General features: G+C 66.3%; 15 protein-coding genes. 12 read left to right on the top strand and 3 right to left on the bottom strand.

Features of this window, described 5'->3' with window-relative positions; translation table 11 throughout:
* Positions 1-40 precede the first annotated feature (40 nt).
* Positions 41-1,327: a serine hydrolase domain-containing protein gene (locus tag ACT86A_RS08105; protein WP_445091615.1), complete on the bottom strand. Its 1,287-nt coding sequence runs from the start codon at positions 1,325-1,327 to the stop codon at positions 41-43.
* 405 nt (positions 1,328-1,732) lie between these two features.
* Between ACT86A_RS08105 and ACT86A_RS08110 the strand changes: the two genes are divergently transcribed.
* Genes ACT86A_RS08110 through ACT86A_RS08120 form a run of 3 tightly spaced genes read left to right on the top strand, consistent with a single transcriptional unit; the run spans position 1,733 to position 4,080 of the window.
* Positions 1,733-1,912 carry a hypothetical protein gene (locus ACT86A_RS08110; RefSeq protein ID WP_445091393.1) on the top strand — a complete coding sequence of 60 codons (180 nt, stop codon included), beginning with the start codon at positions 1,733-1,735 and terminating at the stop codon, positions 1,910-1,912.
* A gap of 32 nt (positions 1,913-1,944) precedes the next feature.
* Positions 1,945-2,571 (top strand): LppU family putative lipoprotein, encoded by a 627-nt coding sequence (gene lppU / locus ACT86A_RS08115; RefSeq protein WP_445091394.1) that lies wholly within the window; start codon positions 1,945-1,947, stop codon positions 2,569-2,571.
* A 54-nt stretch (positions 2,572-2,625) separates the two neighbouring features.
* Positions 2,626-4,080, top strand: a complete 1,455-nt coding sequence (locus tag ACT86A_RS08120; RefSeq protein ID WP_445091395.1) for an MFS transporter — start codon at positions 2,626-2,628, stop codon at positions 4,078-4,080.
* Between the two features lie 80 nt (positions 4,081-4,160).
* On the opposite strand, the gene ACT86A_RS08125 is transcribed toward ACT86A_RS08120, so the two are convergent.
* Positions 4,161-4,835: a chymotrypsin family serine protease gene (locus ACT86A_RS08125; protein WP_445091616.1), complete on the bottom strand. Its 675-nt coding sequence runs from the start codon at positions 4,833-4,835 to the stop codon at positions 4,161-4,163.
* Between the two features lie 527 nt (positions 4,836-5,362).
* Here ACT86A_RS08125 and ACT86A_RS08130 point away from each other — a divergent pair.
* The 9 genes from ACT86A_RS08130 to ACT86A_RS08170 all read left to right on the top strand — a co-directional run bounded on the left by ACT86A_RS08130 (position 5,363) and on the right by ACT86A_RS08170 (position 15,018).
* On the top strand, positions 5,363-6,217 hold the full coding sequence (locus ACT86A_RS08130) for an MlaE family ABC transporter permease (protein WP_445091396.1): 855 nt from the start codon (positions 5,363-5,365) through the stop codon (positions 6,215-6,217).
* Positions 6,218-6,221: 4 nt separating this feature from the next.
* Complete coding sequence (locus ACT86A_RS08135; RefSeq protein ID WP_445091397.1) at positions 6,222-7,085, top strand: MlaE family ABC transporter permease; 864 nt, start codon at positions 6,222-6,224, stop codon at positions 7,083-7,085.
* A gap of 7 nt (positions 7,086-7,092) precedes the next feature.
* Positions 7,093-8,580, top strand: coding sequence for an MlaD family protein (locus tag ACT86A_RS08140; RefSeq protein ID WP_445091398.1), 1,488 nt, complete (start codon positions 7,093-7,095; stop codon positions 8,578-8,580).
* Positions 8,577-9,620: an MCE family protein gene (locus ACT86A_RS08145; RefSeq protein ID WP_445091399.1), complete on the top strand. Its 1,044-nt coding sequence runs from the start codon at positions 8,577-8,579 to the stop codon at positions 9,618-9,620. The genes ACT86A_RS08140 and ACT86A_RS08145 overlap by 4 nt, the downstream gene beginning before the upstream one ends.
* Positions 9,620-10,618, top strand: coding sequence for an MCE family protein (locus ACT86A_RS08150; protein WP_445091400.1), 999 nt, complete (start codon positions 9,620-9,622; stop codon positions 10,616-10,618). The genes ACT86A_RS08145 and ACT86A_RS08150 overlap by 1 nt, the downstream gene beginning before the upstream one ends.
* Positions 10,615-11,724: an MlaD family protein gene (locus ACT86A_RS08155; protein ID WP_445091401.1), complete on the top strand. Its 1,110-nt coding sequence runs from the start codon at positions 10,615-10,617 to the stop codon at positions 11,722-11,724. Before ACT86A_RS08150 ends, ACT86A_RS08155 begins: the two co-directional genes overlap by 4 nt.
* A gap of 8 nt (positions 11,725-11,732) precedes the next feature.
* A complete protein-coding gene (locus ACT86A_RS08160; protein WP_445091402.1) occupies positions 11,733-12,824 on the top strand; it encodes an MCE family protein in 1,092 nt (363 codons plus the stop codon).
* The gene (locus ACT86A_RS08165; RefSeq protein WP_445091403.1) at positions 12,821-13,999 is read left to right on the top strand and encodes an MlaD family protein; all 1,179 of its coding nucleotides are present in this window, start codon (positions 12,821-12,823) and stop codon (positions 13,997-13,999) included. The genes ACT86A_RS08160 and ACT86A_RS08165 overlap by 4 nt, the downstream gene beginning before the upstream one ends.
* Before the next feature lie 128 nt (positions 14,000-14,127).
* Positions 14,128-15,018 carry a hypothetical protein gene (locus ACT86A_RS08170; protein WP_445091404.1) on the top strand — a complete coding sequence of 297 codons (891 nt, stop codon included), beginning with the start codon at positions 14,128-14,130 and terminating at the stop codon, positions 15,016-15,018.
* Positions 15,019-15,086: 68 nt separating this feature from the next.
* On the opposite strand, the gene ACT86A_RS08175 is transcribed toward ACT86A_RS08170, so the two are convergent.
* Positions 15,087-15,650: a ribonuclease H family protein gene (locus tag ACT86A_RS08175; RefSeq protein ID WP_445091405.1), complete on the bottom strand. Its 564-nt coding sequence runs from the start codon at positions 15,648-15,650 to the stop codon at positions 15,087-15,089.
* Positions 15,651-15,657: the final 7 nt, after the last annotated feature.

Raw genomic sequence — 15,657 nt, forward strand, 5'->3', positions numbered from 1 at the left:
CGACTCGCTCGATCGTCCTGGTGAGCTGCCTGACGGCTCGCTACGGCGCGGCCTGCTTGTACTTGCGGACCGTACCCTGCGCTGTCGCCGCCAGCCGGGCGAGTCTGGCGTCGCCGAGCGCGGTCACCATGCTGCCGAGACCGTTGGTGACGAACGCGATCGACATGCGGAGATCCGGATCGGCGTACGCACCCGAACCGCCCATGCCGTAGTGACCGAACGCGTTTCGTGGTTGCTGCTTGGCCATCACAACTGGGCGGTGATAGCCGAGCGTGAAGCGGATCGGCACGCCGAGGACATAGTCGCGGCTCACGGTTGGCTGCACCTCGCTGATCATCTCGATCGTCTCCGGAGCCAGCAACCGCACCACGTGCTCCGCGGGGGATGTGCCGACGCCGTGCACGCCCCACGCCGACTGGTCGGGGAAGACCAGGCCGCGGTTGGCCAGCGCGCCGTACATCCGCGCCAGCGCCCGTGCGGAGAAGACACCGTTCCACCCCGGCATCACCGCGTCGTGCACCCGCGGGTCCCGGACCAGTTCATCGAAGCTCTCCGGCATACCCGCCTCGGCGAGCCCGCGCACGGGCCGCACCCAGGACAGCACCGAGGAAGCGGTGTTCCAGCGGATCCCCGGCGGGCTGAGGGGCCGGAAGATCTTGGCGATTCGATATCGTTCGGATTCGGGCACCTGGAACCAATACTCGTCGAACCCGAGCGGCTCGGCGATTTCGCTGCGCACCACGTCGGTGAACGGCGCGCCGGTCACCCGTTGCACGATCTCGGCGACCAGCCAGCCGAAGGTGATCGCATGGTAACCGGAGGTGCGGATGCGGCGCGGATCCGGCGGGCTGTCGGCCAGCGCGCGGACCACGGCGTCGTAGTTCAGAATGCCCTCGCGTCCCGGGACCAAGCCGCGGACCCGATGCAGACCCGCTCGATGTGAGAGCACGTCGCGCACGGTGATGTCGTCCTTGCCGTGCGCGGCGAATTCCGGCCAGTACTCGGCGACCGGCGTGTCGTAGCCGATCAGACCGCGTTCGGCGAGCCGATGCAGCACTGTCGAGGCCACGCCCTTGCCGGTGGAGAAGGTCAGTGCGACGGTCTCGCTGTTCCAGCGGCGCTCCTTGTCCGCCCAGCCCGCCCAGATATCGACCACCGGCCTGCCGTCCAGGTAGACCGCCAGTGCGCCACCACCGCGCGCGGGCTGGGCGAACATGCCGAAGAACTGATCGGCCAGCCGGATGAATCGCGGGTCGACCAGCATCTCGCGCGGTGGCGCCGGTTTCTTGCCCGTCGTATCGGCGGGCTCGAATTCGTCCGCCGCCATTGCGGAAACCATGGGGTCACCTCCTGACCACCCGTTAGTCGCGCCGGTCAACCAGGGTAACTCGCGCAGTCGGTCGGCCGGCGGTCAAAAGCCGTGGTCGGGCACATTTCGCCGGAATATCGCGTTTTCCGTGACCACCACGGCGAATCACCACCGTCTGCTCGTCGGGCGTCGTCCGGCGCGCGGTCCATCGAGCGAGACCGGAGTCGCCCCGGCACTTTGCTGCCTGTCGCGCTTGTCCCGACTCCGTCGCCACCCTCGGGGGCTTCGCCGGCGGCACGACAGGCTGGTCATTGCGTCCACGAGGGTGATATCGGCTCCGGGGTACCGATTCGCAACGTGTCTCGGCAGCGGGAAGCCACTGGCGTACCGCATCAGGAGGCGTCGATCGGGGCGTTCGAGCAGATGATCGAGCTGATCGGCCCACGGATAACTGCTCTCGCAACGGAATTCGCCGCGCTACCCGGAGCGGCCGAGAGCGCCCGTTTCCGTCCCTGGCTCGACGCGCGCTCGGTCGATGGTGTATTCATGGCGTGGTATTTCAAGCACAGCCATGGCAAACTTCGGATTCTTACGGGGGTGTGAGTTCGGAGCGCTACAGCTCGGGAGGACTGTACGTGTCTCGTCAACCGACCTGGGGTCGTCTCGTCTTCGCCGGACTCGCGATCGCGGCGGGTCTGTCGCTGATCGGGTGTAGCTCCACGATCCGTGGTACCGCGCAGCCGGCTGTGGAGAACGGGACCATCAACGCGGTCTCGGTGACCAATACGCCGAAACCGTCCCCGAGCAAGCCTGCTCCGAGCAGCGGCAAGCCGTCGCCGACCAAGTCGGCCGGCAACACCGACTTCCAGGCCGAGGTCGGTGACTGTGTGACACTCGGCGGCACCACCACCAACGCCACCATCGACAAGGCGTCGTGCGGTAGCCGCGCATCGAACTACAAGGTGATCGAGAAGAAGTCGAAGAGCTCGCAGTGCGTCAGCGACGCCGACAACTACTACGCCGAGACCCTCAACGGTATCGAGCAGGGCGCCCTGTGCCTGGACATCGACTGGGTGGTCGGCGGCTGCATGGATGTCGGCGGCGATGAGCCCAAGCGTATCGACTGCACCGGTGCGAACCCGGCCAAAGGCGTGAAGGTGGTCAAAATCCAGCAGAGCGCCGACGACGTGAGCGTCTGTGGCAGCGGCACCGGATACGTCTACGACAAACGCCGCTTCGTCGTGTGCGTCCAATCGCTCTGACGGCCCATTCTGCTTCGGCATCGCTCATCCGGGTTCTGGCGCTAGGTTGGTTCGGTGAGCACCACCGAGCTTCCTCGCCTGGGGTCGGGCACCGGGCGCTGGATCCTGCTGGCCACGATCCTCGGATCATCGGTAGCGTCGCTGGACACCACCGTCGTCAACATCGCGCTACCGCGAATCGGGGAGTCGCTGGATACCGACGTCGCGGGGCTGCAGTGGACGCTGAACGGCTACACGCTGACCCTGGCCTCGTTCATCCTGCTCGGCGGTTCGCTGGGCGATAAGCTCGGCAGGCGCAAGGTCTTCGTATGCGGGACCGTCGCATTCGCGATCTCCTCCGTGCTGTGCGGCGCCGCGATGAACATCGAAATGCTGGTCGCGGCCCGGATCTTGCAGGGTGTCGCGGGCGCGATGCTCATGCCGGGCAGCCTCGCCTTGATCTCCTCCTCGATCGATGAACGCGACCAGGGCGCGGCAATCGGACTCTGGTCGGGCTTCGGTGGCGTGGCGGGCGCGCTCGGACCTTTCCTCGGCGGCTGGCTGATCGAGGTGGCGGGCTGGCGGTCCATCTTCTTTCTCAATGTTCCGTTGACCCTGGCCGTGGTGCTCGTCGCGCTGCGACATGTGCCGGAGAGCCGCGACCCGAACGCGGCGACGCGACTCGACCTGCCGGGCGCGGTGGTGGTCGCGCTCGGCCTCGGCGCGCTGACTCTGGGACTGATCGACACCATTGCGCCGCTCATCGTCATCGGTGTCGTGCTGTTGGCCGTTTTCGTCGCGATCGAGCTGCGCAGCGATCATCCGCTGGTGCCGCCCGCGCTCTTTCGTTCCCGGGTGTTCACCGCGGCCAATCTGGTGACGCTCGCGGTCTATGCCGCCCTCGGCGGCGTGTTCTTCCTGTTGGTGCTGCAGTTGCAGCTGGTGGCGGGCTATTCGCCGCTGATGGCCGGTGTCGCGACCGTCCCGGTCACCCTGATCATGCTGACTCTGTCGGCTCCGGCCGGGCGTTGGGCGCAGATGCACGGACCGCGCATCCCGATGACCCTGGGGCCGCTGCTGGCGGCGGCGGGCTTGGTGCTCTTGCTGCGCATCGGTCCCGACACCACCTACCTGGTCGACGTGCTACCGGGCGTACTCGTCTTCGGGCTGGGGCTCTCGGTGCTGGTCGCCCCGCTGACCGGCGCGGTGCTCGGTGCGGTGCCCAGCAGTGAGGCGGGCATCGCCTCCGGGGTGAACAACGCCGTCGCGCGCACAGCGCAACTGCTCGCGGTGGCGGCGCTGCCCGGACTCGCGGGCATCTCGGGTGCGTTGGGCGACCCGAAGGCGTTCGATGACGGCTTCACCACCGCGATGTGGCTGTGCGTCGGCTTGCTCGTGACCGGCTCGGTGCTCGCCGCCGTTCTCCTGCGTCCCGAGCGGCACGTGCCGGTCCTGGACAATGTCGATTGCCTACCGCAGTGTGCTGCGGTCTCCGGTCCCGCGTTGGCGCCGGACCTGGACGAGAAATGAAACGGCCCGAACGGATCGCTCCGTTCGGGCCGCTCGGTCGGTGGCTGATCAGGTCGGTGGCCGATCAGGTCGGGGTTCGATCAGATCGGCAGGAAACCCGCACCGACACCGCCGCGCGTGTTGAGGTCACCCATGATCGCGCTCAGGTTGGTGCCGACCTCTGGTCCGAAGCAAGCGACGGCCAGGTAGGCGTTCACCATACCGACCAGTGTCGTGCCGACGACGACCGGCGCGCCGGAGTCGCCTTCGACCACGCACATCTGACTCCAGGTCTCGACATTGGTCCGGAAGACGTCGCCCCAGGCGATACCGCAGGTGTTGCCGGTGGTCCGGCCTTCCTTGCAGACGATTTGCGGGAAGTTGGCAGGTCCACCGATCCCGGTGATCGTGACGTTACCGACTCGGTTCACCGGGGTGATCTTGCCCGGCTCGAACTGAATGACGGCGTAATCCAGGTCATGGTTGGAGTAGGCGAACCGGCCGATCACACCCGCGTCCCGGGCGGATTCGGCGTAGACCTGCGAGCCGGGATCGCCGCAGTGTCCAGCGGTCAATCCGACCAGACGGCCGGCGTTGTCGTGACCGACCGTGGTGACCGTGCACTCGAATTGGTTGTCGATGATGATCCCGGATCCACCGCCCACGATCGGCGGGCCCGGTTGGGCGTTTGCGGCCCCTGCGCCCGTGCCGAGCAGCGCCGCGCCAAGGGCGACGGCGAAGGCGGCGTTGGCCACCTTGGCGAGTTTGCTGAACATGTCCCTCCAGACGTCGGAAGCCCGCACGATATCAATCTGTCGCACCCATCGTGTCAGTAATCGGTCTTGGGCGCGTCACCCACTACGGGTTGTCCCCACCGCGAGGTGTTTCAACCTCATTTCGTACACAACGATCGAATCGTATCTTATTTGAACAATAGTGCTCGGCTATCGCAATAGTGAAAATCTCATGGGCGTTTGTTGCCGGGGGTGCGCCCAGAGGTAGATGTGTTCGTCGTCCGTTTCCAGCTGGGATTTTCGATGAATATTCTCCATATTAATTCCGCTTCGATCTGCTCAGGCCGGTATTTACGCAGGTGGGACTATCAATTGTCGCAGCGATCAGATCGGTGCTATCGGGCCGTACCCCAATGTTCATCGACTTCTGTTATTGCTTTCGGTCAACGGTGGGCAACATCTATGACAGCAATCACAAGTCCGCGCTGTGTTATGCACTACCCCGTAGTAGGGTGCGTCAAGCAAACGAGTCGTCGGGGCACCCAACCGGCGTCGAGGAGGGTTAGCCAGTGCAGTCGACCGAGAGTCCACCCCGAGGGTCACGGTTGCGTGACGCGGTCGATTGGACGGAGTCGTACTGGCGAGATCATCCGAAGCGCTCGCTGGAAACATTCGGCCGGCAGATCACCATGGGTTTCGCCGCGATAGCCGAACTGTTCATGGCAATTCTGCGTCGACGGTTCCCATTCGGGGAGTTCGTTCGGCAGTGCGCGTTCATGGCCAATGTCGCTGCGGCGCCGACGCTGCTGGTCGCCATCCCGGTCGGCGTGATCGTCTCCATTCAGGTCGGTTCGGTCGCCGGTCAGGTCGGCGCCACCTCGTTCCTCGGAGCCGCGAACGGCCTCGGCATCATCCAGCAGGGCGCCCCGCTGGTCACCTCGCTGATGATCGCCGGCGCGGTCGGCTCCGCGGTGTGCGCCGATCTCGGCTCCCGCACCATCCGGGAGGAGATCGACGCCATGAAGGTGATGGGCGTCGACCCGATGCGCAGGCTGGTCGCACCGCGGCTCGGCGCGGCGATGCTGGTCAGCGTATTGCTGTGCGGCTTCGTGGTCTTCGTCGGATTCTTGACCGGCTACATCTTCAATATCTTCGCGCAAAACGGCACGCCCGGTTCCTACGTCGGCACCTTCGCCTCGTTCGCGGTGACCACCGATCTGCTTGTCGCGCTGGTCAAATCGCTGATCTTCGGACTGCTGGCCGCGATCATCGCCTGCGATACCGGATTGAACACCCGGGGTGGTCCCGGGGGCGTCGCGAACTCGGTGAATTCCGCGGTGGTGAGCTCCGCCATCATGCTGTTCGGGGTGAACCTCATCATCACCCAGGTCTACAACGCACTATTCCCGTCGCAGGTGGTCTGAGCCGGTGTCCTCGAGCTATATACCTCCGCTGCTGCGACCCCTCCGGACGATCCGGAAATCCGCTCAGGCGCCAGTCGATATGCTCGCCCGGCTCGGCCATCAGGTGTTCTTCCTGCTGCGCTCGATCGGTTCCATTCCGTTGGCGCTCAAGCATTACCCCAAGGAAGTCTGGCGACTACTTTCCGACGTCACTTGGGGCAACGGCAATCTGGTCGTCGGTGGCGGCACCATCGGCGTCGTCGCGATCCTGAGCGCCTTCGGCGGCATGACCGTCGGCATCCAGGGCTACAACTCGCTGAACCTGCTCGGGTTGAGTCCGATCACCGGCGCCATCTCGGCGTTCGCGACCACTCGTGAGCTCGGACCGCTGCTCGCGACGTTGGCTTTCGCCGCCCAGGCGGGCTGTCGCTTCACCGCGCAGCTGGGAGCAATGCGGATCTCCGAGGAGATCGACGCGCTGGAGTCCATCGCCATTCGGCCGCTGCCCTATTTGATCAGCACCAGGATGTTCGCGGCGATGGTGGCCATCATCCCGCTGTACTGCCTGGGGCTGGCCATGGCCTACATCTCCTGCTCGGTAACCGTGCAGCTGATCGGCGACACCGCCGCCGGCACCTACCAGCACTACTTCTATCAGTTCCTGATCCCGGTCGACGTGATCTATTCGCTGATCAAGGCGATCCTGTTCGTCGCGATCACCACGTTCATCCAGTGCTACCACGGCTTCTTCGCCTCCGGTGGTCCCGAAGGCGTCGGTGTGGCCGCGGGCCGCGCGATCAAGATGTGCATCATCGCGGTCGTCTTCGCGAACCTGTTCATGACGTTGGCTATCTGGGGTGTCAACCCCGGCATCCGGATCTCGGGGTAACCACCAGATGATCATCGATCCCAGTGGGCGCGGGCCCACGACGCGGCAGTTGCTCGTTGCGGGCCTGTGCGGTCTGCTCGTCTTCGCGCTGGTGCTGACCTTTTTGATGCTGCGCTACCAGGGTTACTTCAAGCAGAAGGTCAACGTCACCGCGAACCTGACCACCACCGGTGACGGCCTGCCCGAGCAGGCCGATGTGAAGTTCCGCGGCGTGCTCGTCGGCGCTGTGCAGAACGTCGACGTCGCCGCGAAAGGCGAGCTACAGCAGGTCCGGATCGAGATGAAGCCGGAATTCGCCGGCGACATCCCGGCCAACGTGACCGCTCGCGTGGTGCCAAGCAACCTGTTCGCGGTCACCACCGTCGAATTGGTCTTCAACGGGCCCGCCGATCAGTACCTGCACGAGGGCTCCGTCATCGAGGAGGACCGCAGCGAGGGCACCATCGCGCTGCAGGACACCCTCACCACCGTGCGCGACATCCTCGACAAGATCGACCCGGTGCAATTCGGCCGCGTGCTGGGCACCTTGTCGCAGGCACTGGACGGCAGCGGCCGGATGCCCGGCTCCACCGTGGAGCGGTTCGACCGCTGGCTGCGGTCCGTCGACGAGTCGATCCCCGACCTCGGGGTGCTGCTGAGCGACTTCTCCGCGTCGTTCCACGCGCTCAACCAGTCCGCGCCGGAGCTGGTCGACGTGCTGGGCAGCTCGGTGCAGACCGCGCGCACCATCGCCGACCGGCGCGGTGAGCTGGTCGCGCTGATCACGGGTGCCGGCGCGACGGTGGACACGGTGAACGATCTGTTCGCCCGCAGCCCGGATGCCGGCAAGGAGGTGACCGCCGGGACCAGCGACATGTTCGGCGCCCTCGCGGCGGACCCGGACGCGATCACCAGGAGTCTGCTCAACCTGAGCGAGACCACGCGCCGGCTGGACACCACCTTCACCTGGGGTCCGCAGCAGCAGCAGGTCTGGAACGCGGGTGCCACGCTGACGCCGTACCGGCCCTACACCGTGGCCGATTGCCCGCGCTACGGTGAGCTGGCCGGTCCGAGCTGCTCCTCCGCCCCCGCCGTCGCCGACCTTCCGGAACTGCCGCCTCAGCTGAGGCCGCGCGCGCTCGACTCGGCTGCGGGACTGCCGCCGGTGCTGCCTATGCCGGGTCTGCCGCTGGTCCCGGGTGTCACCACGCCGGACCCGGACCGGGCCACCACGGCGGCGCCGAACGGCGGGCCGATCGGTCCTTTCGCGGGCACGCCGCTCGAGGGCCTGTTCCCGATGCTGCCGCCCGGTCTGCTTCCGCCTGCCGCGCCGGCACCGGCTGCTGTGCCTGCCGCACCAGAGGGCACCCCGGCGGCGGCGCCGATCTCCTACCAGGGGGACTCGGCGATCGTCGCGCTGCTCGGCCGCAAGCCGACCACCGCCGAATATCTGCTGCTGAGCGCGATTTTGAAGGGGGGAACCATGCAGGTGTCCGACAATGGTGCCCGACGATGAGCATTCGCAAGCCGCTGATCGGCTTCAGCATCTTCGCCCTCGTGTCGATCCTGGTCACCGTGGTGGTGTGGAACACGTTGGCGCGCACCGTCACCGGGGACACCTACCGCTACAGCGCGACGTTCTCCGACGTGCTCGGGCTGCACGAGGGCGACGACGTGCGCATGGCGGGTGTACGGGTGGGCAAGGTGGAGAAGATCGAGCTCGCGCGCGATGCCACGCTGAGAAAGTCGGTCGCCGAGGTCACCTTCGTGGTGCAGCGCGACCAGGCGATCTACAACGACACCAAAGCCCTTGTCCGCTACCAGAATCTGATCGGTCAGCGCTATGTGGCGCTGGCTGCTGGTACGGCGTCGAGCCCGGCACCGCTGCAGAACAACGGGACGATCCCGATCGAACGGACCGAGCCGTCGTTCGATGTATCGGCCCTGCTCAACGGCTTCCAGCCGCTGTTCCAAGTTTTGCAGCCCGAACAGGTCAACCGCTTGTCGGAGACCTTCATCCAGGCGTTGCAGGGTGACGGTGTCTCGTTGAGCGCGTTCATCGTGCAGGCCGCGCAACTGGCCACCGACTTCCAGCGCAGGGACGCGATTCTGTCCGATGTGATCACCAACCTCTCCGCCGTGATGGCGGGGTTGGCCAAACGAGGTGATGAGTTGGAGACCCTGATAACCCAGACCCGCGCGTTGATCGGCGGGCTGTACGAACAGGGGCAGTCGTTGCTCGCCTCGACCGAGCAGATCACGAGCGCCACCACGTCGCTGATCGACATGGTGGGGCAGATCCAGCCGAAGCTGCGGACCGCGCAGAACTCCACCAGCGCGGCGCTGACCCTGCTGTTGGACAACGGCGCCAAGCTGGACCAGGCGGCGATCGATCTGCCGAACATCTTGTCGGATGCGGGCAGACACACCTCCGAGGGCGCTTACGCCAATGCGTATCTGTGCGGTCTGGATGTCTCGCTCTACGGAGTCCTGTTCCCGCGCGGCGTGTTCGCTCAGATCGGTGGGACCTCGCATTCGGCGGTGTGCCGCCCATGATGACGAAAATCGCGGCCCGGTTCGACCGCAACCGGCACTTCTGGGTGGGCATTCTCGGCGGCGTCCTCATCGTGGTGCTGCTGCTGGTGTCGGGTGTCTACAAGCTCGTCGGGGTCGGCGAGCAGTCGATCGAGGCCGAGTTCGTGCAGGCCGCCGGCATCAAGGTCGGCGACAAAGTGAACGTCGCGGGTGTGTCCTCCGGCCGGGTGGTCGGCGCCGAACTCGAGGGAAGCCACGTGCTGCTCACACTGAGCGTGCGCAAAGACGTGCAACTCGGTCCGGACGCGCGCGCCTCGATCAAGATGGCCACCCTGCTCGGCGCCCGGTTCGTCGATCTGGAGCCCGGCGACGGCTCCGGCTCGAGGGGCAAGCGAATCCCGTTGTCCAACACCGCCGTTCCCTACAATCTGGCCGATGTCGTGCAAGTCGGCACGCCGAAATTCGAGGCGCTGGACGCCAAGAAACTGGCGCAGGCGCTGAACCTGATCAACGAGCAGATGAACGGCTCGCCGCAGCTGGCCGCGCAAGCACTCGACAGCGTCGGCGCGCTGGCCAAAGTGGTCGATGCCCGCAAGGCCGAGGTGGACACGCTGCTGAAAGACCTGGACCGGGTCACCCGGATCCTCGCCGACAACCGCAACAGCGTATTGCTGGTGATCACGCAGGGCGATGCCATCGCCGATCGCGTGATGCAGCGCCAGACCCTGCTGCGCCAGCTGCTCGACGGCGTCGCGACGCTGACCAGGCAGTTGCAGGAGATCGGCGCGCAGAACAACGATCAGCTCGGCCCGACCATCCAGCAGCTGAACACCATGGCCGAGGGCCTGCAGAAGAACAAGGACAACCTGGACCGGCTGCTGTCGCTCATGCCGCCGACCGTGCGCTACCTGGCGAACTCGTGGGGCGGCAGCGGACCGTACGGTGATGTCGGGCTGCCGTGGCTGTTCCCGGACAACTGGTTGTGCTTCGCCCAAGCGATCGAAGGGTGCCAGGGATGAAATTCCGCCCGGCTTTTCCGTTGACCACCGTCGCGAAGACGTTCCTGATCAGCACCGCGGCGCTGGCGGTCGGAAGTTGCTCGCTGCTGCCGAGTTCGGTGAACGACGCCGTGGGCGCCACCATGCGGATCACCGCCGACTTCGAGAACATCGCGGGCATCTATGAGGGCAATCCGATCACGGTTCTCGGGCTCGATGTCGGAAAAGTCGACAAGGTCGTGCCCAAAGGCACCCTGGTCGAGGTGCACATGTCGCTCGACAAGAACGTGAAGATCCCGAAGGACGCGGAGGCCGCGATCATTTCGCCGTCCATCGTGACCGACCGGCACATCGAGCTCACCCCGGTCTACACCGGCGGCCCGACCATGGCCGATGGCGCGCACCTGCCCAAGATACGCACCCACACGCCGGTCGAGCTGGACACGATGATCAAGACGATCGATCAGTTCGCCGCCGCGCTCGCGCCGGCGCCGGGGCAGGAAGGTATCGGCCCGTTGTCGGGCCGGGTGCTCTACCCGATGCTCAACGGCAACGGCGAGAAGATCCGCGACACCCTGCGCGCTCTGTCCGGCGCACTGAAGGTCGGTGTGGACAACAAGGACGCGATCTCCAGCATCATCATCAAGTTGAACGAGCTCACCACGATGTTGGCCGACAACGACCAGTCGGTGCGCGATTTCAGCAACCGGGTCACCCGGATGTCCGGCCTGCTCGCCGAGCAGTCCCCCGGCCTGCAGGCCACGCTCGACCAGCTCAGCGCCTTCCTGCGGAACACGAGCAGCACGCTCACGCAGTACCAGGATCAGCTGGCCGGCACCATGATCGGGCTGACCAACGTCACACGGCAGCTGCGGGACAACGCCTACGGGATCACCGAGGTCGTCGACGTGGCGCCGCTGGCCATGCAGAACATCAACGGCATCGTGAACCGCGAGCATGAATACGTCCGGCTGCACGCGATCATCGGCACCGCACTGTCGGGCGAGATCGTCAGCCTGTTCTGCGAGCGCGTCCAGATGCGGGCCGACGGCTGCCGCACCGGGAATATGCAGGACTTCGGACCCGACTACGGGCTCACCGCCGCGCTGCTCGGACTGACGAAATGACCTACCGGATGACGGTCAAGGTACGCAGGGCACTGGTCGCGGTCGTCGCGGTGGCCGCTGTGGCGGTCACCGGGGGCTGCGGTGTCACCGTGGAGAAGCTGCCGCTGCCCCAACCCGGCCCGAACGGTGACACCTACACCGTGCACGCGGTGTTCGAGAACGCGCTGAACCTGCCCGACCAGGCGAAGGTGAAGATCGGCGGCTCGGATGTCGGCGTGGTCACCGGCATCAAGACGAAGAACTTCCAGGCCATCGTGGATCTGACCCTGCGCAAGGACATCGAGTTGCCCAAGGGCAGCACGGCGCAACTGCGTCAGGCCACCCCACTCGGTGATGTGTTCGTCGCCGTGTCCAAGCCCAGAGCCGAAGCCGGTGCGCAAATGCTCCGCGACGGCGACACGCTGACCCTCGACAAGACTTCCGCGGGTGCGACCGTCGAGCAATTGCTGATCTCGGTTTCCCTGCTGTTCAACGGCGGCGGCATCGCGAGCCTGTCCAAGCTGGGCGCGGAGTTGGACTCCATCCTCGGCGGCCGCGGCGGGCAACTGGCTCAGCTGATCACCGAGATGACCGGTGTGGTCGGCAGTTTGAATGCCAACACCGCCCGGGTGGACAGCGTCCTGAGCGAGTTCAGCACGTTGGCCGCTACCCTCGAGTCGCGGCGGTCGGAGCTCGGCGAGGTGGCCGACACGCTGCCGCAGATGATCGGCGCGGTCGCGGAGAACAACCGGGCCGTCGGTGATCTGTTGACCAAGCTGTCGGTGGCCAGTGCCGCGCTCGGCGATTACGCGAACACCTCCACCGGCCAGTTGAGCAGCCTGCTGGACAACACCCGTCAGCTGATGGACGCGCTGGCCAGGACCGGCGACGATTTCGGCGTGCTGCTCGACCGGCTGCGGGTGGTGCGGCCGAAGGTCGACGCGACCTTCCGGGGCAGCAGTTTCGCGGTGTACGCGACCGTGACCAACCTCGACATCAGCGCGCTCACCGATCCGCAACACGGCAGGATGCAGGATCTGAACGATCTGCAGGACTTCGCGGGCAGCCTGATCCAGGTGCTGCAAGTGGTGCAGGGCCGGGTGGCGGGAGGACACCGGTGACCTTCCTGCGCAACCTGACCGGACGCAAGGTGCTGCTGTCGAACCTTGGCCTGGTGCTCGTGCTGCTGGTCGGCGGCGGGTACCTGATGGTGAACGTCATGCGGGTCAACCCTCTGCGTTCGGACTACACGGTCACGGTGAACCTGGACCGTTCCGGCGGTCTGCAACCGGGCAACGATGTGACACTGCGGGGTTGGCGGATCGGCAAGGTCACCTCGATCGAGCTGATCGACCGGGGCCAGGCCATCGCCGCCACCGCGCGGATCGAGGCGAAATACCAGATTCCGGTGGACACCCGGATCGCGGTGCAGGCCCTGTCCGGCGCGGGTGAGCAGTACATCGACTTCCGGCCGAACTCCGAGCAGGGTCCGTTCCTGGCCGATGGCGCGGTGCTCGCGTTCGATCCGGCGAAGATCCAGACGCCGACGCCGGTGTGGGCGGTGCTGGACAACTCCAGCGCCCTGATCGCGCAGATCAACCCGGACCAATTCAAGGTCATCCTGAACGAGTTGGACATCGCGCTCAGCGCGGGACCAGATCAGCTGCGCGGCATCGTCAACGGGATCAGCCTGGCCATGGCGGGACTGGACTCGTTGCTGCCGCAGACCACGAATCTGATCACGAACCTGCGCACCATCGCGAACACCAGCTCCATGGCACAGCCGGACCTGGCTACGTTGACCCGCAATTCCGGCACACTGTTCGCGCAGTTCGAGAACGCGAACGCCGAACTGCAGCGGGTGCTCGACCAGGCGCCCGGCCAGCTCGCCGGCCTCGGTGCCGTGCTGGACCGGACGGCCGATCCGATCACCAGTTTGGTGACCAACTTCCAAGCGATCACCAAGGCGGCACAGTTGCGGCTGCCCGCGCTGCGGGCGCTGTTCCCCTCACTCGCGCTCGGTGGCGAAGCACTCGGCATCCCGGCGCACGACGGCGAGTTCCACGCGATCATCGACATCTGGCCCCGGCCGTTCTGCGCGTACGAGACCCCGAGGATCCGCAACGAGGTCGTCCAGGACGGGACGATTCCGAAGTGGAACTACTGTGCGAACCCGCCGCCGGGTCAGCTGATCCGTGGTGCGGCGAACGCGCCGCGACCCGACGTGCCGAACAACGGCGCGCACATGCCACCGGGTGTGGATCCGAACGAGCGGACCCTTCCTCCGGTGCGGTGAGTCACCCGGTCCGGCGGCTCCCCCGCTGCCCGGGCATACTCGCCGCTAGAACCCGTAAGGCCCGTTGCCGTGGGCCGTAGTCAATCGGCCCGCGACGAGGCGCGCCGGGAAAGTGCAGGTTTGTATCGATGTCTACCGACGACGCCGAGACCGACAAGGACACCGAGACCACGGCCGCCACGAGCGGCGAGGACACCGACGCGGTGACCGAGAAATCGGACGACGCCGACCGCGCGGCGAAGCCCGACCTGTCCAAGGCGGACGAGGCAGACAAGCCGAAGCCGGACAACAAGCCGAAGACGGACCACAAGGTGGCGGAGCAGGGCGGTCTCGAAGCGGACGCCTCCGCGAGATCCGCAACGCTTTCGTTGGTGGCCGCGTTCGTCGCCGGTGTGTTCGCGGTCGGGGCGATCACCGCCGTCGTCGTGTTCTTCCTGCAGGGCGCCGACCGCGGTGACAAGCTCGACGCGATTCGCGATTCGACCAGCGCCGCATGCCAGTTCGGCAAGGAAGTGTCGGTCTACGACTACTCGAAGAACCTCGATGACTACTTCACCACGGTGAAGGCCGGATCGACCGGCGAGTTCCTGAAAGAGTTCGACGACGCGACCAAGGCGCTCGAGGACGCGATGGTGCAGGCGCGGGTCAAGTCCTGGGCCGACGACGTGCAGTGCGGCTACCAGTCCGGTGACAAGACCTCGGCGAAGGTGCTGGTGACCCTCACGCAGTATCGGACCAACTTCACCCAGGCCAACCCGGAGCGGCAGTTCGTCGTCGTGATCGCCCAGTTGCAGAAGTCCGGCGACAAATGGCTGGTCGAGAAACTCGACTCACCGATGCTGAAGGGCGCGGGCACCGGCCTGCCGAGTGCGCCGCCGCCGGGCGGCCCCGCGCAACCCGTACCGCCGGGCGGCCCCGCGCAGCCCGCATCGCCGGGCGGCCCCGCGCAGCCCGCACCGCAGGGCGGCCCCGCGCAGCCCGCACCGCAGGGTCCGCCCGGGCCGCGACCGGGTAGCTAGCCGGGCGCCTCCGGCGGTGGGCCGAGCCACCACCGCCGGAGGCCATTCGGGCAGTCTGCGCGAGCGGATCAGAACAGTGTCAATGCCGGTGGCGCCGACGGCGCGGCTGCCTTCCCCGCGGCCTTGTCCATCGGCGCTTCCGGCGCCGCCGGCACAGTCACCGCAGGCAGTTCCACGGTGTTCGCCTCGGCGACAGCCGCGGTGGCCGCGGCCTGCCGAGCCGCTTCGCCGGCCAGCGCGTCGGCCTGCTCGTTGAAGTAGTTGCCGACATGCCCTCGCACCCAACGGAATCGGACCGGACCGGGCCTGCTCGCGATGGCTCGATCGATCTGCTGGACGAGTTCGACATTCTTCACCGCGCCGCCGGTGGCCGTGCGCCATCCGTTGAGCCGCCAGCCCGCCACCCATTCCGAGGCGCATTTGATCGCGTAGAGCGAATCGCTTTCGATGAGAAGGGGTTCGGCGCCCGGATGGGAGCTGATCGCCTCCAGCACCGCGCGCAACTCCGCGATCTGGTTGGTTCCGGATACCGCTGCTCCGCTGGCGGAGGAGCCCTGATGATTGACCCAAGCCCAGCCGATGGCGCCGCCGGGATTACGCAGGCAGGATCCGTCGGTGCTCACGATGATCATGGGTGGC

The sequence above is a fragment of the Nocardia glycosmidis genome (assembly GCF_052545115.1).

Excerpts from the sequence above, each read along its gene's own strand:
- ACT86A_RS08150 (WP_445091400.1), top strand. The coding sequence starts at position 9,620 with ATGACGAAAATCGCGGCCCGGTTCGACCGCAACCGGCACTTCTGGGTG.
- ACT86A_RS08160 (WP_445091402.1), top strand. The coding sequence starts at position 11,733 with ATGACGGTCAAGGTACGCAGGGCACTGGTCGCGGTCGTCGCGGTGGCC.
- ACT86A_RS08110 (WP_445091393.1), top strand. The coding sequence starts at position 1,733 with ATGATCGAGCTGATCGGCCCACGGATAACTGCTCTCGCAACGGAATTC.
- ACT86A_RS08175 (WP_445091405.1), bottom strand. The coding sequence starts at position 15,650 with ATGATCATCGTGAGCACCGACGGATCCTGCCTGCGTAATCCCGGCGGC.
- ACT86A_RS08155 (WP_445091401.1), top strand. The coding sequence starts at position 10,615 with ATGAAATTCCGCCCGGCTTTTCCGTTGACCACCGTCGCGAAGACGTTC.
- ACT86A_RS08145 (WP_445091399.1), top strand. The coding sequence starts at position 8,577 with ATGAGCATTCGCAAGCCGCTGATCGGCTTCAGCATCTTCGCCCTCGTG.
- ACT86A_RS08140 (WP_445091398.1), top strand. The coding sequence starts at position 7,093 with ATGATCATCGATCCCAGTGGGCGCGGGCCCACGACGCGGCAGTTGCTC.
- ACT86A_RS08125 (WP_445091616.1), bottom strand. The coding sequence starts at position 4,835 with ATGTTCAGCAAACTCGCCAAGGTGGCCAACGCCGCCTTCGCCGTCGCC.
- ACT86A_RS08170 (WP_445091404.1), top strand. The coding sequence starts at position 14,128 with ATGTCTACCGACGACGCCGAGACCGACAAGGACACCGAGACCACGGCC.
- ACT86A_RS08105 (WP_445091615.1), bottom strand. The coding sequence starts at position 1,327 with ATGGCGGCGGACGAATTCGAGCCCGCCGATACGACGGGCAAGAAACCG.